General features: G+C 48.8%; 19 protein-coding genes. 6 read left to right on the top strand and 13 right to left on the bottom strand.

The annotated features are described in order from the left end of the window. Positions 1–14: 14 nt before the first annotated feature. From ASF12_RS17725 to ASF12_RS17740, 4 genes are all read right to left on the bottom strand, one after another. Positions 15–2,009: a methyl-accepting chemotaxis protein gene (locus ASF12_RS17725; protein WP_056037332.1), complete on the bottom strand. Its 1,995-nt coding sequence runs from the start codon at positions 2,007–2,009 to the stop codon at positions 15–17. Positions 2,010–2,354: 345 nt separating this feature from the next. After that, entirely contained in the window at positions 2,355–4,919 is a 2,565-nt protein-coding gene (locus tag ASF12_RS17730; RefSeq protein ID WP_056037335.1) for a copper resistance CopC/CopD family protein, read from the bottom strand. A 148-nt stretch (positions 4,920–5,067) separates the two neighbouring features. Further along, on the bottom strand, positions 5,068–6,132 hold the full coding sequence (locus ASF12_RS17735; protein ID WP_056037337.1) for a DUF4198 domain-containing protein: 1,065 nt from the start codon (positions 6,130–6,132) through the stop codon (positions 5,068–5,070). A 198-nt stretch (positions 6,133–6,330) separates the two neighbouring features. Further along, entirely contained in the window at positions 6,331–6,984 is a 654-nt protein-coding gene (locus ASF12_RS17740) for a response regulator (protein ID WP_056037340.1), read from the bottom strand. 267 nt (positions 6,985–7,251) lie between these two features. Between ASF12_RS17740 and ASF12_RS17745 the strand changes: the two genes are divergently transcribed. Beyond that, entirely contained in the window at positions 7,252–8,682 is a 1,431-nt protein-coding gene (locus tag ASF12_RS17745; protein ID WP_056037342.1) for an FAD-dependent oxidoreductase, read from the top strand. A 134-nt stretch (positions 8,683–8,816) separates the two neighbouring features. Here ASF12_RS17745 and ASF12_RS17750 read toward each other — a convergent pair whose 3' ends face one another. From ASF12_RS17750 to ASF12_RS17770, 5 genes are all read right to left on the bottom strand, one after another. Then, on the bottom strand, positions 8,817–9,134 hold the full coding sequence (locus ASF12_RS17750; RefSeq protein ID WP_056037344.1) for a hypothetical protein: 318 nt from the start codon (positions 9,132–9,134) through the stop codon (positions 8,817–8,819). A 55-nt stretch (positions 9,135–9,189) separates the two neighbouring features. Next, positions 9,190–9,510 carry a hypothetical protein gene (locus tag ASF12_RS17755; RefSeq protein WP_056037347.1) on the bottom strand — a complete coding sequence of 107 codons (321 nt, stop codon included), beginning with the start codon at positions 9,508–9,510 and terminating at the stop codon, positions 9,190–9,192. Between the two features lie 347 nt (positions 9,511–9,857). After that, positions 9,858–10,937, bottom strand: a complete 1,080-nt coding sequence (locus tag ASF12_RS17760) for a permease prefix domain 1-containing protein (RefSeq protein ID WP_056037350.1) — start codon at positions 10,935–10,937, stop codon at positions 9,858–9,860. Continuing rightward, complete coding sequence (locus ASF12_RS17765) at positions 10,937–11,266, bottom strand: PadR family transcriptional regulator (RefSeq protein ID WP_056037353.1); 330 nt, start codon at positions 11,264–11,266, stop codon at positions 10,937–10,939. The genes ASF12_RS17760 and ASF12_RS17765 overlap by 1 nt, the downstream gene beginning before the upstream one ends. Positions 11,267–11,417: 151 nt before the next feature. Next, positions 11,418–12,893 carry an S-layer homology domain-containing protein gene (locus ASF12_RS17770; RefSeq protein ID WP_081418887.1) on the bottom strand — a complete coding sequence of 492 codons (1,476 nt, stop codon included), beginning with the start codon at positions 12,891–12,893 and terminating at the stop codon, positions 11,418–11,420. A gap of 486 nt (positions 12,894–13,379) precedes the next feature. Between ASF12_RS17770 and ASF12_RS17775 the strand changes: the two genes are divergently transcribed. From ASF12_RS17775 to ASF12_RS17795, 5 genes are all read left to right on the top strand, one after another. Continuing rightward, entirely contained in the window at positions 13,380–14,075 is a 696-nt protein-coding gene (locus ASF12_RS17775; protein ID WP_235533195.1) for a GntR family transcriptional regulator, read from the top strand. A gap of 123 nt (positions 14,076–14,198) precedes the next feature. After that, on the top strand, positions 14,199–14,945 hold the full coding sequence (locus ASF12_RS17780) for an ABC transporter ATP-binding protein (RefSeq protein ID WP_056037361.1): 747 nt from the start codon (positions 14,199–14,201) through the stop codon (positions 14,943–14,945). Then, a complete protein-coding gene (locus ASF12_RS17785; RefSeq protein ID WP_056037364.1) occupies positions 14,942–15,823 on the top strand; it encodes an ABC transporter permease in 882 nt (293 codons plus the stop codon). The genes ASF12_RS17780 and ASF12_RS17785 overlap by 4 nt, the downstream gene beginning before the upstream one ends. 120 nt (positions 15,824–15,943) lie before the next feature. Further along, on the top strand, positions 15,944–17,053 hold the full coding sequence (locus ASF12_RS17790; protein WP_056037367.1) for an ABC transporter substrate-binding protein: 1,110 nt from the start codon (positions 15,944–15,946) through the stop codon (positions 17,051–17,053). A 108-nt stretch (positions 17,054–17,161) separates the two neighbouring features. Continuing rightward, positions 17,162–18,553, top strand: coding sequence for an allantoinase (locus tag ASF12_RS17795; RefSeq protein WP_056037370.1), 1,392 nt, complete (start codon positions 17,162–17,164; stop codon positions 18,551–18,553). Between the two features lie 148 nt (positions 18,554–18,701). Here the strand turns inward: ASF12_RS17795 and ASF12_RS17800 are convergent, their stop codons facing one another. From ASF12_RS17800 to ASF12_RS17815, 4 genes are all read right to left on the bottom strand, one after another. Then, positions 18,702–19,694, bottom strand: a complete 993-nt coding sequence (locus ASF12_RS17800; RefSeq protein WP_056037373.1) for an AraC family transcriptional regulator — start codon at positions 19,692–19,694, stop codon at positions 18,702–18,704. A gap of 29 nt (positions 19,695–19,723) precedes the next feature. Beyond that, positions 19,724–20,671 (bottom strand): hypothetical protein, encoded by a 948-nt coding sequence (locus ASF12_RS17805; protein ID WP_235533196.1) that lies wholly within the window; start codon positions 20,669–20,671, stop codon positions 19,724–19,726. A gap of 122 nt (positions 20,672–20,793) precedes the next feature. After that, positions 20,794–20,994: a copper ion binding protein gene (locus ASF12_RS17810; RefSeq protein ID WP_056037375.1), complete on the bottom strand. Its 201-nt coding sequence runs from the start codon at positions 20,992–20,994 to the stop codon at positions 20,794–20,796. A 28-nt stretch (positions 20,995–21,022) separates the two neighbouring features. Further along, positions 21,023–21,337: a metal-sensitive transcriptional regulator gene (locus ASF12_RS17815; RefSeq protein WP_056037437.1), complete on the bottom strand. Its 315-nt coding sequence runs from the start codon at positions 21,335–21,337 to the stop codon at positions 21,023–21,025. Positions 21,338–21,416: the final 79 nt, after the last annotated feature.

The following is a 21,416-nucleotide window of genomic DNA, read 5'->3' on the forward strand; positions in this document are numbered from 1 at the left end:
CGTGCGGGCGCAGCTTACAACTTAAAGCTGCCTACTTTGTTTTGCAGCTCGGAAGCAATTTCAGATAAGCCGACTGCCGATGAAGAAATGCCCTCCATCGCATCAAGCTGCTGATTGCCAGCTTGCGTCACTTGGCGGAATGATTGTGACGACTCGTTTGCAATGCCCGAAACCTCATGAATCGACGCCGCTACTTCCTCGGCACTTGCCGACATTTCCTCCGTCACCGCCGATACATCATGAATTTGCTGGACAATCAGCCTCGTGGATTGTTCAATGCTTGCCAGCGCCTGTCCCGCTTCCTCCGTTATGCGCAGTCCTCCCCGCATATCCTCGGAAACTTTATATTTCATCATATCGTAAGTAGCTGCAACCAGCTTCGTCATCTGGCCAATCGTCTCCAATATTTGATCGGCTGTCGTCTTCGTCTGGTCTGCCAGCTTCTGCACTTCCTGTGCAACGACAGCAAAGCCTTTGCCGTGATCGCCCGCCCGTGAGGCTTCAATGGCCGCATTAAGCGACAAAAGATTCGTCTGCTTGGCAATGCCTGCTATCGCTGTACTCATTTGCGTCACCTGCGCGCTAAGATCATGCAGCTGCTCAATCTGCTCGGAGGATTGGTCGATGGATTCGCCGATTTTTCTCATTTGAACCGTTACTTCCTGTACTTTATCGCTGCCTTCTGCGACATTCTGCTCCGTCTCTTTCGACGATTGCACAATTTCGGACGATGCCTCAGCAATTCTCGTAATGCCGATCGCCATTTCCTCCATCGTTCTGCGCGTTTCGTCCGTCATACGCGCTTGATTGTCCGCACCTTGTGCTGCTCCGCCAATGAGTTCCGATACAAGCTCCACCGTCTTCGTATTTTCCGTTGTGCTTGCGCTAAGCTGCTGGCTGGCAGCGGCCAGCTGATTCGATGAATCTGCCACTTCCATTACAATACCGCGCAGCGAATCGACCATCGCGTTGAAATTTCCAGCTAGCTCCCCGATTTCATCCCGGCGCTTCGTCTCGACTTTTTCCTGCAAATAGCCTTCGCTTACCCGTCTAGCTGCACGGTTCAATTGCTCAATAGGCCTTGTAATTGCCCGGATAATAAAGAACAAAATGATGAATGCGGCAACCAGCGAAATGACCATGACGAGGAACGAATTAAGCAAAATAGGCAGTGCAGCCTCAGTAAACTCCTCAGTTGGCAGAGCGCCGACCAATTTTAATCCGGTATCCTTATTCGTGATGTAAAAAGCTTTGCGTTCCACATTGTTAATCGGATCGTTGTAAAAGAGCTCCCCGCTATCTTGCTCCAGAATAGTCTGGATACCTTCGTTACTAATCGGTGTTCCCACTTCAATCGTAGGATGTGCCAAAATAACGCCCTGCTGATCCATCAAATAAACAAAACCCTCTGAACCGATTTTAACATTTTGAATTAATTGCCCGATTGCTTCTACGCTCAAAGCAACCGTAACGCCGCCCTGACCATCGGCAAATGTTTGAGATACGGTAATCGTATACTTATTCGTCGTTGCTGATAGGCCCGGCGGGGAAACGATAGCCTCTCCCGGAGCCGCCATAATTGCCTTGTACCAAGAGCGCTCCCGCGGATCATAATCCTCCTGCCCCGGATTCGGCGATTTCATCCAGCTGCCGTTCGCATTGCCAAGCGTTACAATTTCCACCTCTGGATGGTTTGCCGTAAAATTGTCGATAAGCGCCTGAGTCGTCTCAGCCTTTTCATCTACGGCTGCCGATGAGAGCAAATAAGCTAGCTGCTTCACATTGGCTTTCTCAAGCCCAACGATTTGATCGATCGCCATATTGAGCGAGGATACGGTAGAAGCTGCTGTTTGTCCCATTTTATCTTGAAGCTGAATTTTAGCATTGGTATAAGAAAAGAATGTAGAAACGAGCAGTGAAAAGATCAGCATCAGGGAAATGTAGAGAAGAAGCCTTCCTCTGAGCCTCCTCATATAGAACTTTTGCTTCCATTGCAATTTTTTCTTCATCTCTCTCTTCTCCTTCATGATGTAATTTCCCCAGCTTGTATATATTGTATATGTAATATAGTCGACAGACCTCATTTAGAAATTGATAGATTTTTCATCGCAAATGTAACAAATTTTCAACAAAAAAAATGAATGTTTCAGTCTGAGCGCTGCTTCATGATATAACAGGATGCTAAATCATTCCATTCTAGAGCGTTATTTCCTTTCTATTCCTTATCACGCAATAAAAATAAAGAAAGAGGAGCAGTATTTGCCCCTCTAACCATTCCATATTCATCATTTATGTTTGGTTCGTTTGCCAAAATAGCAGTGCCACGCACTTGCTGTTATCGCTCATTCCGCACATTAAGGTATATGCTTCTCATAGCGATGCTTCTCGCCTGTTGGATCGGTAATGACAATCGTCATATCCCATATATCGCCGACCGCAGGCACCGGGGCCTTCGACAAATATGTATATTTGTCAAAGCCTTCATAGCCGTAAGGATCAGGCCCTCCCTTATTAAACGAAAAAGGAATGTCCTGCACCTCTCCCTGCCCACTATCACCTTTCGCCTGTACTTCTATTTGTGTTGGAGCGCCCATGCCAGTCGGCAGCCACACATCAAGCTGATAAGCCTGCTCTTCAGGCTTAATTCGCATGGACATATGGGCTTTATCGCCCATCACATGCCAGTAGATAGGTTCAGCGTAGACAGGCTGCTCTGGCGGCGCGGTGGAAGACAGCATGCCAGCCACGATAAAAGCGGCAAGCGCCAGCAGCGCTTCTATACGCACCGCCTGAACAAATGGATGAGCGGAGCTGTTGTCTGCTGCTCCTTTTCCCAACCCTGCTGCCAAACGCGGCATTAGGGCAAACCGGTGGTAAGCCCCAATGCCGATAACGGCAACCAGCAGCAGCGTTTTTAGCAGAACCAAGCGGCCGTAACTGCTGCTTGCAAGCTCCGTCCAAACGTTAAGCCGCTGCAAGGACAAGATGATGCCTGTAGCTGCCAGCAAAATAATAATCGGCAGCGCGGCCCGCGAAAATTCCTTGATCATCTCGTGCAGCGTCTGCTGCTGTTCCTCGACACTCGGAAAACTAGCCTTCAAGGTGGCGCTAATAATAGCCATCAGACCACCAAACCAAATCGCCGCCGTCCAAATATGCACAATATGCGACAATACCGCTGCCGAAAACAACGGGGAGGCATTGGCATGGCCCGTTAATGGGTAAAGCACCGTCAGCAGCAAGGCCATGAGCCATTTCAGCGGCGCTACCCAGCGTTCATCGCGCTGCGGCGCATAAGCCAGCAGCAGCATAAGCGCCGCCAATGCCGGCCGCAGCCATGCTGCACGTCCCACCATCGTCGCGGATAAAATCTTCTGGTACAACGTGCTGCCGCTGCCCATATCGAATGCGCTTAGCTGCTCCGCCAACAGCCATATGTGGACAAATCCTGTGGCGCCAAGCGCTATTGCCGCACCTATAAATAAGAGGCGCTCGCTTCGCTTGCTAAGCAGCTTTGGAATTGCTGAGCCATCAGCGCGTGACCAAAGCACATATCTGGCATATAAAAAAGCGACCATGCAAGCTGCTGCAATGACCTCAATTACTCGCAGCAGCGTGTAAATAACCGTCCGCCAATCGGTCTGATGCTCGGCATTGTGGTCTCCCGAATGGCCGATCATATTGCCGTCCGCATCCATTTCCATGTCGGAATCGGCTCCATGAACGTCTGATCCATGTTCGCCAGACATGGAATGCCCATGCGATGCATCCGCTGCTTGCGCCGTCTCGCCAGAGGTTGAATCCCCTTCCGTCGCAGCAGGCGAATCGGTTGCAGTGATAGACGGATCAAGACCCGTTGCAGCTTGCTGCTCGCCGTTAGCCGATTCAGCAACATCACCGTTTGCCGATTTCCCGTCGCTATTTTCAGAAGAGCCTTCCGCCTCATCACTTCCTGCGGATGCTTCGCCGCTCCCGTCCCCAGCCGAGCTGTTTTGTTCCCCCAGCCCCGTTGCCGAGCTATTGCCGCCAGTGCCTACTTGGCCAGAGACGGCTGAACCCTCAGCTGCTATAGCCCCTGAATTCGCTTTGCTTCCAATTGCTCCGCCGTCTCCTGCGCCAGCACTTGATGATGGACTCGTCGAACTGCTTCCGCCGCCATTCGTCTTGCCTCCTGACGCTCCGGTTCCGGCAGAAGAGCCTCCGCCTTTTACCGTTCCATCCGCGGCGTTGCTGCCTCCTGAGGAACTGCCGCTCCCCGCTGTTCCGCCAGACGCCGTGCCTCCCGCACTGCTGCCGTTAGCGGCACCGCCCCCCTGCGAGCTGCCGCCTTTACCTCCCGTGGTGCTGTTGCCACTGCTGGAGCTTCCGCTGCCCGGCTGTCCGGCTGCTCCCGATGAAGCGTCGTTGCCCTTGCCAGAGCTCCCACTTCCGGCACCACTCGGCGAGGCTGATGCGCTTGGCTTCGCCGTTGCAGCCGGTGACGGCGAAGCATTGCTGGCGCCGCCGTCGAGCGAGATCGTATCGCTCGGCTTCGTCGAAGCGAGCGGCACGCCGACCGCAAAGCGGAAGGAACCGTCCGTGACATGTGTGTCCACGGACAGCACCTGCCATTTCACCTTATAAATACCGGGCGACAGCTTCGGAATCGTATAAACAAGCCATCTATCCTTCTCCGCAGACAGCTTGCCTTTAATCGCATTGCCAGCCTCATCCTCCAGTACAATCCGGCTTAAATCCGGATCAAACTCTTCCGTATACTGGATGCGAATCGATGAAGGCGATTCGATGAGCTCGGCATCCTGGAGCGGAGTCGAACGCTCCATATTCGCATGCGCGTCCGCAAGGGCCGGGCTGCAAAGCATAAACAGCAGCAGCGCCGCCAGCGCTAGCAGGTTTATTTTTAACTTATGAGGAATCATTCGCCTCTCCTTCCTTCTCATGCAAACAGAGCCGCCTAATGATGGCGACCCCGCTATGCGTGAGCAGTGCTGCGCGTTTCGGGCAGCTGCTTTCAATTGATGTTCCATGGCGGGCAAAACACTGGGGCTTGCTGCCGCTTAAAGCCTTCTATTTTTTCGTGTAAATCAGTACAGCTGCGCGAGTGTCGCCAACTGCTGGCAAAAACTCGACAACCGCTCCCGCTTTCTCTGCTGTTTGACGCAAGGAAGCGGGATTTTTGCTGCTATAGCTTGGATCAATATACTGTTTAAGGAAATCAGCGCTGGCGTTCGTTGAGCCTTTTACAACGGTCAGGCTGTCGCTGGATACGAGCTTGCCATCGACGTAGACATAAGGAATAGGGCTGACTTTACCTGCAGGCAGCTTAACGCCTGCATTTTGCACCGTGTAGGTCATCGTTGCCGTATAATTGACCTTCGTATATTCGCCCTCTTTGCTCTCATCCGTTGACGTCGAAGCACGCAGCAAATAATAGTCGGCTGCTCCCGTTTTATAAGTCACTATGCCATTCTCATCCGTTGTCAGCGTCTGCCCTTCGGAGTTGCTGCGGCGAATAAGCGACACTTCGGCATCCGCTACCGGCTTGCCCTTCAGCAGCATTTGCACCTTTACTTCCTGCCCTGGCAGGGCAGCTGCCGGATTAAACTGCGGAACGAATTCCGCACGGTCAAGGCTCACCGGATTTGCAAAACCTTTCAGCGCGCTGACCCGCGCAATAAGAGGAAGATCGCTGATCGCGACGAACGATTTCGCGCTGCGCATCGAGCGGCTGAGCGAGGTCGTGCTCACGCTGTCCGATTCGCCCGTCACGATATAAGCTCCGGGAGATGCCGCCGAGAAGGAAGCGATAAAACCATTGTTTACAGCTGGCTCCGTCTCTGTAGCTGCTTCACCTGTGTAAAAACGCGTAGACGTAATGTCCGTCTTCACGCCTGCCGGAGAAGTCACATAAACCTTTGAGCTGTCTACGCCCCATTGTCCGGTAATGCGATAGCTCTTGTGATCGTTCGAGTGGTTGCCGAAAAGCAAATCCACGTACGCAACCTCACCCTGCGCAATAATCGGCGCATTCGTCTGCGTCCAGCCGTCATGGGCGAACGCGGTCGCCGATACGCTGAACGTTAGTACTGCGGCAAGCGCTGCGGCTGCCAGTTTCTTTTTCCAAATGATCATTAAAATAGCCCCCTGAGCATCGATATTGGATAACTAAATCCTATTATATCGACCTGCCCTCAGGGAAAGAATGACTACAAAGGGCTATTCTGCATCAGCTTTGCGACCAAGCTGTGAACCTTTGATGACGGATTGCTGGCACTGGTCAGGCATTAGCCCCTCATTAGAAGACTATAAGCGCATCGCTTGAACTGAGCTCTAGTCCCGCAAATACCCTTGCTCGAATGCATATTTCGCCAGCTGCACACGGTTGTCCAGATGGAGCTTCTGCAAAATGTTTTTCAGATGATTTTTCACGGTATGCTCTGAAATCATCAGCATGCCGGCAATGTCCCGATTGGCCGCCCCCTGCGCCACACAGCGCAAAATTTCCTGTTCACGCGCCGTGAGCGGACTTTCCTCGGACTGCTGTCTGCCCGCGCCTGCAAGGGCGAACTCCTGCAAAATCCGCTGCGCCAATTCCCTCGACAAAGGCGCTTCGTCCAGCGCAATGGCCTTCAAATATTCGCGCCAGGCGCCGGGATTTAAATTTTTGAGCAAATAGCCCTGCGCGCCCTTCTTAAGCGCCTCGAACAGATGCGTAATATCATCCGATACGGTTATAATCACGATTTTCACATAAGGGTAGCGGGCTTTAATTTCTTTCGTCGCTTCGAGCCCGTCCATCTCCTTCATATTAATATCCATCAATATCAAGTCCGGCATCAGCTGCTCGGTGAGCGCAAGCGCCTCAAGCCCGCTGCATCCCTCGCCGACGACCTCAAACAAAGGCTCCGCCTGCAAAATCGCCCGTATGCCCTCGCGCGCATGATGATGGTCATCCACAATCAATATTCGAACCGGCTGGGTCATGCCCTTCCCTCTTTTCTCATTCTATCTAGCTTTGCAACACTGCCGCACTTTTCTACTAATATATTGTACACCTTTATTGTCGCTGAAAATAACCCGCTTGAACATGGCTCGAACGGGCTATGCCATACCTTGTGAAAAAGTTCACAATTCCGACCTTGTTTTCAGGCATCGAATGTTTTATGATAATACCAACAACACATTGTGAATCATTTCACATTAGACATTATGGTTGTGAAAACATTCACATATACTCGAGGAGGCCCTACTATGAAGGTTACCGTTATTGGATGTACACATGCAGGAACTGCCGCAATTAATCAAATGATCAAACTCTACCCTGAGGCGGAAATTACCGTTTTCGAGAAAAATGACAATATTTCCTTCCTGTCGTGTGGCATCGCCCTTCATGTCGGAGGCGTCGTCAAAGATCCGACCAAGCTCTTCTATGCTTCGCCTGAGCAGCTTGCAGTAATGGGCGTTCAAACGCATATGCAGCATGAGGTGCTGAACGTCGATACCGATGCAAAAACCGTCACCGTCCGCAATCTGCTGACGAATGAAACGTTTGAAAACAGCTTTGACAAGCTTGTCGTGACAACGGGCTCGTGGCCGATTATTCCAAAGCTCGAAGGCATGGAGCTTGAAAATATACTGTTATGCAAAAACTACAATCATGCCCAAACGATTATTGAAAAAGCGAAATATGCGGGCCGCATTGCCGTCATTGGTGCGGGCTATATCGGCATCGAGCTGGTGGAAGCATTCGAGCAGTTGGGTAAACAGGTGACGCTGATTGATAATATGGATCGCATTTTGTACAAATATTTGGATCAGGAATACACCGATGTGATCGAAACGGATCTCGTCGCCCATGGCATCGAGCTTGCGCTTGACCAGACCGTTACGGGCTTCAAGGGTACAAACGGAGCAGTGAAACAGATTTTGACGACCAAAGGCGAATACGAAGCCGATCTTGTCATTATGTGCATTGGCTTCCGTCCTAATACAGAGCTGCTGAAAGGCCAAGTCGATATGCTGCCGAATGGCGCTATTATCGTCGACGAATATATGCGCACCAGCAAGCCTGATGTGTTCGCAGCCGGAGACAGCTGTGCGGTTATGTACAACCCGACTGGCCAGCATGCGTACATTCCGCTCGCTACGAATGCGGTCCGGATGGGAACGCTTATCGGCAAAAACCTGCTGCAGCCGCGCGTGAAATATTTAGGCACGCAAGGAACGTCGGCCATTAAGCTTTTTGACTACAACATTGCATCGACGGGCTTGACTGAAACAGCTGCACTTGCTGCTGAAATGAATGTGAAAACTGTCACAATCGTTGAAAACTACCGTCCGGAATTTATGCCAACGTTTGAGGAGGTCACGCTAAAATTCGTTTATGAAGCGGACAGCGAGCGTGTCGTCGGCGCACAAATTTTATCGAAGGCCGATCTGACGCAAATGATGAATACGATGTCGGTATGCATCCAAAACCGCATGACGATTGATGAGGTTGGCTTCGTCGACTTCTTCTTCCAGCCGCATTACAACAAGCCGTGGAGCTTGCTTAACCAAGCAGCGCTTCAAGCAGCAGCGCTTGCCCCTGCTGAGCAGGTGGAGAAGCAAGCCCAGCCAGCACGTAAGGCTGACCCAGCCGCTGCGGAAGCACCGACGGCACCTGTCAGCCCAGTGAAATAACAATTCGTACCGATATCTCCACTCAATCTTCCATTTTCCTGTATGCTTTAGCAAGGGATGCCCCGAGCCTAACGGTCGGAGACATCCCTTTTCTCCTTCACAATTACGTTAATTGAAAAAGCTGTACCTTGCTCCTAAACGGGAAAAAACTTAACCATAAAATTTTCACGTTGACTTGAAGGTACGTCGCAAATATAAAAAGTATTTGAATCATAATAATCTATTCTAGAACCATTTTTGACGTCATTATATTTCGTAACATCGTTTCCATTATTAATATCAATAGCCATGCTGAATTTAATATCATTATTAATTTTACCATTTACGCTCACTTCAACCTCCATATATTTACATGAGCCAAACCATTTCGTCGAAAAATTACCGCTTGTGCGACTTCTTTCATCATTTAAAACTGTATTACTGGATACAACAACAGCGATTGGTCTGTTCATGATTCACACCCCTAAATTTAATGGACTATTTTCATAAAAATTCATTTTGAATTATTTAGTTGACATAAGGTTTAAATGTAATCATAAAATTCTTATTCGCTGGACATCTAACCTCACAAATGTATAACGAGTTACTTCCTATATATCCCACTTGATAGTTATTCTTCACATCACGAGCTCTAACAGGATCACTGCCACTTTTATCTTCGGCAATATTGAAAGTTATCGTATCATCAATTTGACCATCGACCGTTACTTCAACCAACATGACATGGGCACCTCCAAACCATTCCGTAGAGAAGTTTCCACTTGAACGACTACCTTGCCCTGCTAAAGCATGTGGTTCTGACACAATAATCCCAATAGGCCTTTCCATAAACGATCCCTCCTAGTTATAAGCTTCAACCATTTAATGAAATTAATGCCATAAATACCATATAGGTACCAATTGGCATATATACCCAGAGTATGCTATAGGTATCCAAAAATAGAACAGTAAGTCCTAGTTGGGACATCATTTCATCAAGAACTCCAGCGAACGGCTGCTCCTGATGCAGTAGAGACACAGGCTGCTCCGGCTGTCAAAACGATCTAACAACCTGAGATGCTTACGATTAAAATACAGCAAGGGCTATTCCTGGAACTAAACGTTCCGGGGATAGCCCTTGTTTTATGCTTTAAGCAGCATACGGATAACGGAAGGATAACGGTTGGTGATTGTTGTTATCCCTTTTTCCAAACCAGTTTATTATGAATCTTGAAGGGAATGAGAACTAGAAAAATACCCGCTAATACGAATGCAGCTCCATAAATAACAAGCGATTGTGTGTTTAATGGGACATCAATACCTAATTCATTAATAACCATATTTTCACTTCTTGTCTGCAAAAGCATCAATTTTATGCCACGATATCCAATATATAATCCGGCGAGACATGCAATCATTTTGATATAAAGCCAGGACCTTCGCAGTTGCGCTGATTTAATTTCATCGATGTACAGCCAATAACCAATTACATTGAATAAAGTAAAGATGACAAGCCATTTCCATTTCTTTTGAGTATGATTGACATACAAATTTGTAGTTGCCCAGACGATAAAGAGCAGCCAATATAAAATAAGCAGTCCACAACCTACTAAATAAAATTTATCTGAAAATTTCCATAGCATCACATCAACAGCAATATCTGCATGGCTATTCTTGCCTTGAGCCTGCAATGAATATTTATAGTTGTTCGTAAACCAAATGCCGTTCGGTGAAGAATTTGCAAATTCCCCATAAGAATCGATAGGTGTACTCGCCGGATAAATATATTCATAAGGATACTCTAGACTTGCTTTGCCAGCAGGAACCCGTTTAAACCCGATTGCCGAAATGCTCGCATTATTTGTCAAAATATCGGCTAGAAGCTCCTCCGACATTTCCTTATCACTATTAGCGAATATTTTTACCTCATCAAAAACCTGATTTACTTTATTTTGTGAAATATTGTCGTTCCACATGCTATATAGAAGTAAAATAGCGGAGCCTAAAACACCAAGTATAACAATGAGCGCTAAAAATCTACTTGCTCTCGTTCGGCGAATCACATCATTTTCGGTTAATTCCTTCTTTAGTTTATCTACATCGCCGAATTTTTCAAAGGCCGTTCGAATACTCTCTTCCAAAGAAAGACCCTGGCTTTGCAATTCACCTATGGACTCAAGTAAGTGGACACGCATTTCTTCCTTAAGCTCTCTCACATGAGCGGTATCCCGTACATTTTGGTATAGCTCATCAATAAATACATCAACTTGCTTCATTATTCGACCCCTTCCAAAAAAGTGGAAAGCACTTGATTAATTTCAATCCACTCCTGTTTTTTCTGCCTCAATCGCTCTACGCCTTCAGAAAGAATTTTATAATACTTCCTTCTGCTGCCCCCCGACTCGCTGTCATTCCAATACGATTCAATAAGCCCGTTTTTCTCCATTCTTTTCAAAGACAAATACATCGTTCCTTCTTTTAATTCAAATTGTGATTTATGATGAGCCATTTTAGCCATCTCGTAACCGTACATATCTTTTTCAAACAACAACGAAAGAATAATAATATCGATATACCCCTTCAAAATCTCTTTCTCAATTGGCAAAAGGTGTCACCTCCTAAACTGCATTATATATTTATATACATTGTTATGCAAGGTAGTTGCTCCGAATAGGCACACCTTCCGTTTATCCTATGAGCAGCAAGAGAAAAAGCACCCCTTCACTCTCATAGAGAGAGGACAAGGGGTGCTTCGATTAAGGTTGGTAATACGCTCTAAAGTAAGCGCCTGAGTCAGTCGTGAGGTGGACTGGATCACGGTATTTTTTTAGATAGGTACCAAAGGTCCAAAAGCGTCTGACGCTGTCTTTAGTAAAATAAGTGGAAGTAGCCATCGGAACGGTAGTCAGCCCGTTTTTGTCCATCGTTTCGGGAGCGAGACGGCTGAATTTAAAAAATCCGTTCCCATTCCCATTGCCAATGGCGTTGTAGAAGCCCATAAGATCCATTTTCTCCGCATGGGTCTGGATCGTCATTTCCGTGAAGGCCATGTAAACACTATTATCAAGCTTGCGCCAAGTTGCAATGGAATCGGCAAAATAGTTCGCATAAACACCCTTCGCTTCCCCTTTGCCCGTCACGGGAACATCGACGAAAATCATTCGGTGAAGCTTGGCCGTAGCGACCTTCTTGGCCTTGATAGGGCTGTCGACCACATCGGCAAAGGAGGTAAACGGCATTCTGCTCCCCTCAACCTTCAAAGTAGCATCCTCGTGTGACAATATCAAATTCAAATCCTTCTGGCTAAGCTTGCTCGGATCCTCTACCCCAAGATGCGGCATATATCCTGTGTCATATGCATCTGCTATCGCATCCTTCAGGCTCATCCCCAGCTCCTCCAGCCTAACGAATTTGTAGCGCTTGCTATAGCCATTTACAAAATGGTGATAATCCAATCCTATGCCCGGAATGCGCAGATAGGGCTCCAAGGTGCTGACATCAATGTGCTGCTCCAGGTCAATCCCCGCGCTTGCAACTGCTTCAGGCTTGTAGGTTCCGTCATTGTTAAAATAGGTTATTCTTTCGTATTTGAATTTCGTAATGCTGCTCAGATTGCTGCCGGTTAGTCCCACTTCCCGCAGCTCATTTAAAGCCTGATAACCTTCCGCTTTGGTGCCCTCCACTCGCTTATAGCGGAGCAGACTGGCCGCCAGCTCAGCCTTCGAAACGGGATAAGCGGGCCGAAACGTGCCATCCTGCATCCCTGTAATAATGCCCGTTCCTCGAATAACGGCGATGTACGGAATTTGCTTGTCCGCAATGCCGCCTTTATAAGTCTCAGGAGTAGGCAGCAGCGTATTCACCGTATCCGCCAACGCTTGCTTGAAGCTTTCGTCGGACACCGCAAGTCCGCTAGCCATCCATTTCATGATTTCAAAGCGGGTCACCGCCTTGTCAGGCTGGAAGCCTTTGGGGTAGTCATTTTTCGCAATCATTCCAAGGGCAACGAGCTTGCGCACATCGCTGCGGCTGCTATGCTTGTCCAGATCAGGAAATACCGACGCTACATCCGCCATGTCAGGCTTTGGCAATTGGGTAACCCGGCTCAGCATGCTGGCCGCCTCAGCTCTTGTAAGGGCGTTATCCGTTTTAACGGATGAGCTTGCGGCGAACTCTTGAACAACCGCTCTCGCCGATACCACTTGCTCCCTAGGCAAATAAACCAATGACATAAGCAGAATAACCAACCCTGTTACACTGATACGATAATAAAATTTAATAATGATGATTCAATCCTCTCAACTTTATAATGTTATAAAAATAAATAAAAAGCATAACCCCAAAATGATTTTCGTCTAGTTCTTTATACCCTTCACATTCATTTCACTCATCCAATTCTACCACTATATAGGTGTTTTTTATAGTTTAAAAGTAGGACAACCTGCAAATTAAAAATCAGCTATCAATCTATTATTTGTGTTAGTTTATATTACTCAAATATGACATAGACTAAAAGCGAGCTAGCGAAAAAGACAAGTATTTATACGCAAAAGTGCTAAAATCAGTTGGAATTCTGAAATAACTTTTATAAAACCGTCATTTCACCCCATTCAAAAATAACTGTTGACTTGTAAAGTGCTTTTAATTTACTATTCATGTTATAAAACATAACAAATACTTTCGTTTGACTGATCCGCCTTAGAAAGGAGATGTTCCCAGTGGGGGTAGCAAATGAACTTGATATTTATATAGCCATTAAAGATGCCATTATTCAGCAAAAGCTGCGCCCTAGCATGCAGCTCGTCGAGGAGGTTATTGCCGAATCGTTCGGAGTCAGCCGCACGCCAGTACGCAATGTACTCCGCAAGCTGGCAGGCGAGAAGCTTGTGACGGTGATTCCATACAAGGGAACATTCGTTGCATGCCCTACGGTCGATGAGGCCAAGGAAGTTTTCGAAATGCGCAGAGTCATTGAAGCTTCCAGCGTGAAAAAAGTAAGTGGAAAGCTGACCGCCGATCAGCTCGGACAGTTAAGCAGGCTGCTTGATGAAGAACATCAGGCCCATCACAACGGCGATCCTTTGCTCGCCCTGCGGCTCTCGGGCAACTTCCATCTCAAAATCGCCGAGTTCACAGGCAATAATTATTATTACCGCTATTTGGAGGAGCTTATATCGCTCACCTACGTGATCATCGCCCTATATGGCATGAGTAAGCATATGCATTGCAGCGATCATCGACGATTAGTGCTTTTAATCGAGCAAGGCGACGCGGAGCAGGCGGAACGTTTGATGATCGAGCATTTAAAGGAAATCGAAGATACGCTCCAGTTCGAAGAAAAGGGAACGGCTCCTCAGTCCTTAAGCGAGGTTTTCCGCTTGGCAAACGGTCATTACGCCAGTGCGAAAAGCTGAGACGGCAGGCGAATCATTTTTTTTGCACAGGATTGTATCCAATCTTGGATTTCATATTGGATGGGATACCTTCATAAATGGGATACAACAAGGGACATGTTTGGTAGAAAGCGAGGGATAGCGATGAAGTTGATGGTGCGAAATGCAGGAAAGCGTTTTGGTGAACGGACGATATTGAAAAATGTCGATTTGACGGTGGATGCTCACGAGTTCGTATGCATTCTTGGACATAGCGGCTGCGGCAAATCTACGCTGCTTAATATGATCGCCGGCTATTTGCTGCCTGATGAAGGGGAACTGCTCGTGGATGGCGAGCTAATTCGCGGCCCTTCCAAAGCTCGCGGCATGGTTTTTCAAGATCACGCTCTATTCCCTTGGTACACGGTACTTGAAAATATAAGCTTTGGCCCGGAAGTCCAAGGAGCGGGAAAAGCAGAGGCTAAGGAAGTCGGCAGACAGTTTTTAGGTCTCGTTGGCTTGGAGAAATATGCGGATCAATACCCAGCCGAATTGTCAGGCGGGATGAAGCAGCGGGTAGGCATTGCCCGGGCGCTCGCAAGCTCCCCCGATATTTTGCTGATGGATGAGCCTTTCGGGGCATTGGATATTTTGACCCGCGACATGATGCGCAGAGAGCTGCGCCGCATTTGCGAAAAGCTAAAGCCCACTACTTTGTTCGTGACACACAGCATAAGCGAAGCGATTTATTTGGCTGACCGTGTTGTCGTCATGAAAAACGGTGTCATTGCTGATGAATTTAAGGTCGACCTTCCGCATCCCCGCACCTTCGATATGCCCGGCTTCGGCGAGGCTATGCAGCGAATCGAGCACGTATTGATGGAGAATGAATTGGAGGAGGCCGTACAATGAGCGAGACATCAGGTTCTTTCACAGCCGAGGGGGCGCAAGCGGGCAAGCTTGGGGCACATCAGGCCGTACGCAGGTTGAAGGCTAAGCCTAGCTCCAGCTTTATGCGAACATCGAATTTCGTTCCTTATCTGGCCTTTTTCATTCTATGGGAAGTTTTTTCTCAAATAAATATGAAAGCGGCACTGTTCAATCCGCTTTTTCTCCCACCCCCTTCACTCGTTATTAGCGATGCTTGGGCACTTGCGCAAACGGGCCTTCTCTTTGAGAGCTTGCTATCCAGCACTTTGCGTATTGCGGCTGGTTTTGTTATCGGCTGTGTGCTTGCCGTTTTCATCGGCGTATTAATGAGCAAGTTTCGTCAAGTGGAGCGCTGGATGTCTCCTCTGCTGAATTTAGTAGGTCCGATTCCGGCACTCGCCCTGCTCCCTCTGATCATTATCTGGTTTGGAATCGGAGAATTTCCGAAGGTGCTGCTCATTGCCTGGACGACGTTTCTTCCGGTATTAGTGTATACGGTAGACGGGTTCAAAACCGTCCCTTCTACCCTTATCCGTTCGGCGATGAGCCTTGGCGCTTCGGAACGGCAAATTTTCAGAAGAGTGCTGCTTCCCTCCGCCATTCCGAGTTTCATCGTAGGCGCCAGAGTCAGCCTTGGATTGTCCTTCTCCGCCCTGATCGTTTCCGAGATGATGGGTGCCAAATCGGGGCTCGGCTATATTATTGTAGACGCACGGAATTATTTTAAAATTTCCAATATGTTCGTTGCCATTATTTTTATTGGCTTGATTTATAGCATCTTCTCCGCCTTGCTTAAGCTGTTGGAGAACAAGGTTCTTAGCTGGCGCAAAGGAGGGATGAGCGAAGCGGTTGAGAAGTAGCACACACAACTAAGGGAGCTTGATCCGCTTTATGCGGCTGGCAGCATCGAGAAAGTAGAATTTAGAATTTAGAAATTAGAAATTAGAGACAAAAAACAATGGGTATAGGGAGAGATTACGATGGCTAATCAGAAAAAATGGGTTCAACAATTATTGGTCGTTTCCGCTCTGGCATTGGCGCTGACGGCATGCGGCGCGAAGGAAGAAGCTACGAGTGCAAGCGGAAACGCTAGCTCTGCCCCTACTGCCGCGGCTGCGGAAACAAGCTCGCCTGCGGCTGCTGCCGATGACACCCCCGAGACGACAACCGTTACACTCGTCGGCGTACGCGACGCCCAAATTTCCTCCCAGCAAATTATTGCCGACAAGCTTGGCTACTTCAAGGAAGCAGGCCTCGATGTAACAAGCCAGCTCATCGAAAGCGGCCCGGATATTGCTCCTTTGGTTGCAGGGGGCAGCGCTCCTGTCAGCATTCAGACGAACTTTATGGATATTATTTTGAAATCCTCTAATATTCCCGTGAAAATTGTAGCGCCGCTAGCTCAAATTGCCGGAACACAGGCTGTCGTCGGCTCTAGCAAGCTTGAATTGAAAAGCGCTAAGGATCTGGAAGGCAAAACAATCGGCATTCCAAGCGGAGCAGATGTCAAGTTCGCCATCGATAATATGGGCAAGGAGCTTGGCGTTGACGTAAGCAAAATCAAATACGTCAACCTCGCGCCGAGTGACGCCGTTGTCGCTTTACAGAACGGGTCAATCGATGCAATGGCAGCGTGGGAGCCATTCATTACGAAGGCGATTCAAGGTGGCGGCAAGTTTCTATTCAGCGGCACAAAAAGCGAGCTTCCTGATAAAACGGGCGCTGTGAACTGGATGAGCGTGCATACGACGGTACAGGTTACCGACGATTATTTGAAGGAAAACCCGAATACGATTAAAGCGATGCTTGGCGCTCTAGAGAAAGCGACAGCTTACATTAATGACAATCGGGAAGAAGCAATTAAAATATTGGCGCCAGAGCTGCACTTAACCGAAGATGAGCTTAGAGAGATTATGAACCGCAACGTATACGCCATGGAAGTAAATGATACTTACATTAACGGGAGCAACGGCCAAGCCGTAGGCGAATATTTGAAAAGTGTAGGCAATATCAAAAGCATCCCTGAATTCGCTTCGTACCATGATCTGAGCTTGCTCAAAGCGCTTGATCCTGCGCTAGTAACCGAGTAAAAAAGTAACTGAGTAGGGATAAAAATAAGAGGAACATAACGGGAAGGCTGAGCCCTTGTGGTTCTGCCTTCTATGTTTATATCCTCCTAATCGGACAGAGGTGAGCTTATGAAGGAACCATTGGATTTAATCATCCGGGACGGCTCGGTTGTCCTAAGCCATGATGTTCGCCAAATGGATATTGGTATCCACAATGGGCGAATTGTACAGCTGGCTGAGCGATTGACAGCCCCTGCCAAGCAAACGGTTCAGGCAACCGGCATGATTGTGATGCCCGGCATGATCGACGCCCATGTCCATTTGAACGAGCCGGGACTTGGAGCTTGGGAAGGCTTTGCCAGCGGCTCCTCGGCTCTTGCAGCCGGCGGCTGCACCACTTATATTGATATGCCGCTAAATGGCCTCCCTCCTACCGTTACTGTTTCCGCCTTGCAGCAAAAGCTTGCTGCTGCGCAAGGAAAATCCGTTGTGGATTATGCTCTATGGGGTGGGCTTGTGCCAGGGCATCTCAATGACTTGCGAGCGTTGGATAAGGCCGGCGTTATTGGCTTCAAGGCCTTTATGTCTTCCCCCGGCGATCCGTCCGAGGATGCCTTTCGCGAGGTGGATGATGCGACGCTGCTGGCAGGGATGAAGATTATCGCGGAGCTTGGGCATGTGTTGGCGCTTCATGCGGAAAGCGAGCCCATCGTCTCTGCTTTGACGAAAGAAAAGCTGGCCAAGGGAGAAATAGGTGCGGCAGATTATACGGCATCGCGTCCAGTGCGCGCTGAGCTTGAGGCGGTTGAACGCGCGCTCCTGTTCGCGGAGCAGACGGGATGCGCTTTGCATTTTGTCCATATTAGCAGTGCCGATGCCGTCCAGACGATAGCCAATGCTAAGCAGCGCGGTATGGATGTGACCTTGGAAACGTGCCCTCATTATTTGGTGCTCACAGACCGTGATTTGGAGCTGATTGGTCCAGCAGCCAAATGCGCCCCTCCATTACGGAGCAAATTCGAGCAGGAAAAGCTGTGGGCGATGCTTGCTGCTGGACATATCGATATGATCGCCTCCGACCATTCCCCCTGCCCGAGCGAATTGAAGCAATCCAGCAATTATTTTACGGCGTGGGGAGGCATAGCGGGAGCGCAAAATTCGCTGGAGCTGATGATTGATGAAGGCTATACAAAGAGGGGGATTCCACTCCCGGCGCTGAGTCGGATGCTGTCATTCGCGCCCGCCACAAGGTTTGGCCTCAGCGATACGAAGGGCGAAATACGCCTCGGAGCAGATGCGGACCTAGTCATGGTTCAGCTCGATGCCCCATACATTCTTGAAGCTGAGCATCTTTATCACCGTCATAAGCATAATCCTTATATCGGCAGAAAATTCGGCTGCCGTGTCATGGCTACTTGGAGCAGAGGGAATATGGTGTACGAGGTTAAAAGTGGTATAGCTCAGCCGTTTGCAGGGCAATGGAAGAGCGGTGCTCCTGCTTGTGCGAGGCAGCAGGTGTGAGCTCTTGCGTTTTCTCACTTTTATTAGCTGATAAAATGAAACAGCCCTTCGGTCATCCCACAAGATGATTGAAGGGCTGATTTCTGTTATAACGCTGTTCACTCTGAAATTCATGAGTTCATTCAACGTGCGAGCTATAATTCAATTCCTATCCTACACTCCTCAGCGATTGCCTAAATTCCTGAGGCGTCATGCCTTCATGCTGGCGGAACAAGCGGCTGAAATATTCAGCATCCTCGTAGCCGCACAAATAGCTGATTTCCTGAACGGTAAGCTCAGTATCCAGCAGCAGCTGCGAAGCTCGTCTCAGGCGGATTCTCGTGAAATAAGAATGCGGCGCCATGCCTAGCCGCTCTTCAAACTGCGTGCGAAAATGGCTTTCAGAGAAACAACTTTCCCGGTACAGCTCCTCAAATGCCGCTGCCGAAATCGGCAGCTCTTCGGCAAGCTGCTCCATCCGCTGCACGAACATGATTATATCGCTGTGCTCCTTCTGCACTGTCGCTTGTTCGTTTTCATAGGGCTGCAGCGTTTGGAGCGCCTGCGGGCCGTCCGTTAAATTTTCGACCAGTTGCACGATCAAGTTCAGCATTTCAGCATCGGTACGCAGCCGCTGGTAAGCACCGCCCTGCTCATAGGCGCGCACCGTCCAGCCTGCACAAGCAAATAGCTCGTCCGTTGCCGATTCAAGCACTATCACATGAGGAAGCCAAATGGAATATGGCGCTGATTTTGATGCTGGCTCCTCTGTTACTGGCGCTGGCACCAGCGCTGATGCTGCCAATTCCGACTCCGTTTCGGAAGCCTCATTAGCATCAATGTGATGCAATAGCTCCTCTTTCAGCTGTACCCGCGGCTCCCAGTCAAAATGAATCGCAATATGCAGCTCATCCTCCTGCCCCTGTTCCAGCCCCTGCATCAAGCTGTGGGCGACGCCCGGCGGAATCATAATGACCGAGCCTTCCTTATATGCGGCTTGCTTGCCTTCAGAAGAAACGATACCGCTCCCCTTTAGCACAAAAATAAACTTATGATCGTAAATCGTTCTCGGTGCTGCCGCTTTCGAGCCAACGCTCAGATGGGCGAAGCGGACCGACGGCCTAGCCGTTCGATGCTGCAGCAGCTGTATGAAAGGAAGCAACGCCTCTCCTCCTTGCTTCTAAGTTAGGTTTAAGCTTGAATGTTCACGACGAAGGGGACGATAAACGTCTTCCCGCCGCGCTGAAATTGTCCCCATATTTTATATACACCAGGCTCTGGAAACTCGGTGGCAAAAACAGCATCCGGGCCCTTTGCAGCCTCATCCAGCGGATGCACATGCAAATATTTTGCCAAATCGCCGCTAATAATGACGACATGGCCCACAGCTCCCAAATAAGGCTCTAAATCTGTAACCGGCTCACCCGTCGCTGCATCCTCAAAGGTGTACGTGAGCTTAGCTTCCTCGCCCGCTTTCGTCGTTGACAGCGCGAGCTTCACCTGCTGTCCTTCCACCGTCTTCACAAGCTCTTGGTCTGCCTTCAGCTCGACTTTAGCGGCAGCTTGCCCCGTAACTTCCACCTCTGTACTCATCGTCTGCTGCGCGGCACCTGTTGGTATAAAATCGGCAAACAGCTTGTATGTGCCAGCGGCCGGGAACGTTTCCTTCACTGTAAATTTGCCGCCACTTTCATAATTCGGGTGTATATGTGAAAAATAGTTCAAGTCGCTGCTTACGGCAATCAAATGCATAAGCTTCTCATGATTCAAATCAAACTTCTCGATTGGCGCACCCGCATCATCCGTGACATTAAGCTCAATGGCTTCTTCCGCTCCTGCTGCTGGCTGTCCACTCTGGAAGCTCCACAACACATCGGCATTTGCCTGTTCATGCTCCATACCGTCCACATCCCCATGGCCGCCATGACCGTTATTGCTCCCCGCTTTTTCATCACTGCCATGTCCATTGTGTGCGCCTGACTCCGCAGCTTCTGGTGCAGCTGCCGGGCTGGACTGCTCATGCCCTTCATGACCGCTTGCGCTTGTGCCGCTAGTGTTTGCGCTATTCGAACCGCATCCTGCCAGCATGCCCGCAAGCGCGATCATCGTCATATAGAGCGCCGCTTTACTTTTTGCCATTTTCCTTTTCCCAACTCCTTTTTTAAAAAACACAAAAAGCCGCTCCTTCTCCAAAGCCCAAACCATCTTGCTATGTTCGCTTCGGAAAAAGAGGGCTCTGCTAGTTTAGCTTATGCCCCGTGTTATACGACGTCGAAACCGGTGTTTTCAATCGCTTCTTTAATGGAAGCCAGTGATACTTTCTCTGCATCAAACTCCACCGCTACTTGTCCAGCTGCTAAATCGACTTTACCGCTTGCTCCCGCTTCATTTACAGCTTTCTCCACCGTGCTCACGCAATGTCCACAGGACATGCCTTCTACTTTAAGTATTACATTTTCCATCTTTATAGCCTCCTTGAGTAATGTTTTATTATTTCATTAATTTCTTAACGGTAATCAACAGCTCGTCAATAACTTCATGCTCGCCTGCCTGAATGCGATCGACAATACAGCTTTTCATATGCCCTTCCAGCAGCAGCTTGCCTACCCCGTTTAATGCCGATTGCGCAGCTGCTATCTGAGTGAGCACATCATCGCAATACGTATCCTTCTCAATCATCGCCTTCACGCCGCGGATTTGACCCTCCACCTTGTTCAAACGCCTGATCAAATTCGCTTTCATATCATCGGAATGGTGGCTCAGACGCTCCTTGGACTGGTCATCGCCTGCACCACCTGAATCCATATGCTGATGCAAACAAGCCGATTTCGTTTCTTTGTCCATAATAATACCTCCAGGGGGTATAGCATAAGCTTATTTTTAT

The sequence above is a fragment of the Paenibacillus sp. Leaf72 genome (assembly GCF_001422685.1).
GTDB lineage: Bacteria > Bacillota > Bacilli > Paenibacillales > Paenibacillaceae > Pristimantibacillus.

Excerpts from the sequence above, each read along its gene's own strand:
- ASF12_RS17725 (WP_056037332.1), bottom strand. The coding sequence starts at position 2,009 with ATGAAGAAAAAATTGCAATGGAAGCAAAAGTTCTATATGAGGAGGCTC.
- ASF12_RS17730 (WP_056037335.1), bottom strand. The coding sequence starts at position 4,919 with ATGATTCCTCATAAGTTAAAAATAAACCTGCTAGCGCTGGCGGCGCTG.
- ASF12_RS17735 (WP_056037337.1), bottom strand. The coding sequence starts at position 6,132 with ATGATCATTTGGAAAAAGAAACTGGCAGCCGCAGCGCTTGCCGCAGTA.
- ASF12_RS17740 (WP_056037340.1), bottom strand. The coding sequence starts at position 6,984 with ATGACCCAGCCGGTTCGAATATTGATTGTGGATGACCATCATCATGCG.
- ASF12_RS17745 (WP_056037342.1), top strand. The coding sequence starts at position 7,252 with ATGAAGGTTACCGTTATTGGATGTACACATGCAGGAACTGCCGCAATT.
- ASF12_RS17750 (WP_056037344.1), bottom strand. The coding sequence starts at position 9,134 with ATGAACAGACCAATCGCTGTTGTTGTATCCAGTAATACAGTTTTAAAT.
- ASF12_RS17755 (WP_056037347.1), bottom strand. The coding sequence starts at position 9,510 with ATGGAAAGGCCTATTGGGATTATTGTGTCAGAACCACATGCTTTAGCA.
- ASF12_RS17760 (WP_056037350.1), bottom strand. The coding sequence starts at position 10,937 with ATGAAGCAAGTTGATGTATTTATTGATGAGCTATACCAAAATGTACGG.
- ASF12_RS17770 (WP_081418887.1), bottom strand. The coding sequence starts at position 12,893 with ATGTCATTGGTTTATTTGCCTAGGGAGCAAGTGGTATCGGCGAGAGCG.
- ASF12_RS17780 (WP_056037361.1), top strand. The coding sequence starts at position 14,199 with ATGAAGTTGATGGTGCGAAATGCAGGAAAGCGTTTTGGTGAACGGACG.
- ASF12_RS17785 (WP_056037364.1), top strand. The coding sequence starts at position 14,942 with ATGAGCGAGACATCAGGTTCTTTCACAGCCGAGGGGGCGCAAGCGGGC.
- ASF12_RS17790 (WP_056037367.1), top strand. The coding sequence starts at position 15,944 with ATGGCTAATCAGAAAAAATGGGTTCAACAATTATTGGTCGTTTCCGCT.
- ASF12_RS17795 (WP_056037370.1), top strand. The coding sequence starts at position 17,162 with ATGAAGGAACCATTGGATTTAATCATCCGGGACGGCTCGGTTGTCCTA.
- ASF12_RS17805 (WP_235533196.1), bottom strand. The coding sequence starts at position 20,671 with ATGGCAAAAAGTAAAGCGGCGCTCTATATGACGATGATCGCGCTTGCG.
- ASF12_RS17810 (WP_056037375.1), bottom strand. The coding sequence starts at position 20,994 with ATGGAAAATGTAATACTTAAAGTAGAAGGCATGTCCTGTGGACATTGC.
- ASF12_RS17815 (WP_056037437.1), bottom strand. The coding sequence starts at position 21,337 with ATGGATTCAGGTGGTGCAGGCGATGACCAGTCCAAGGAGCGTCTGAGC.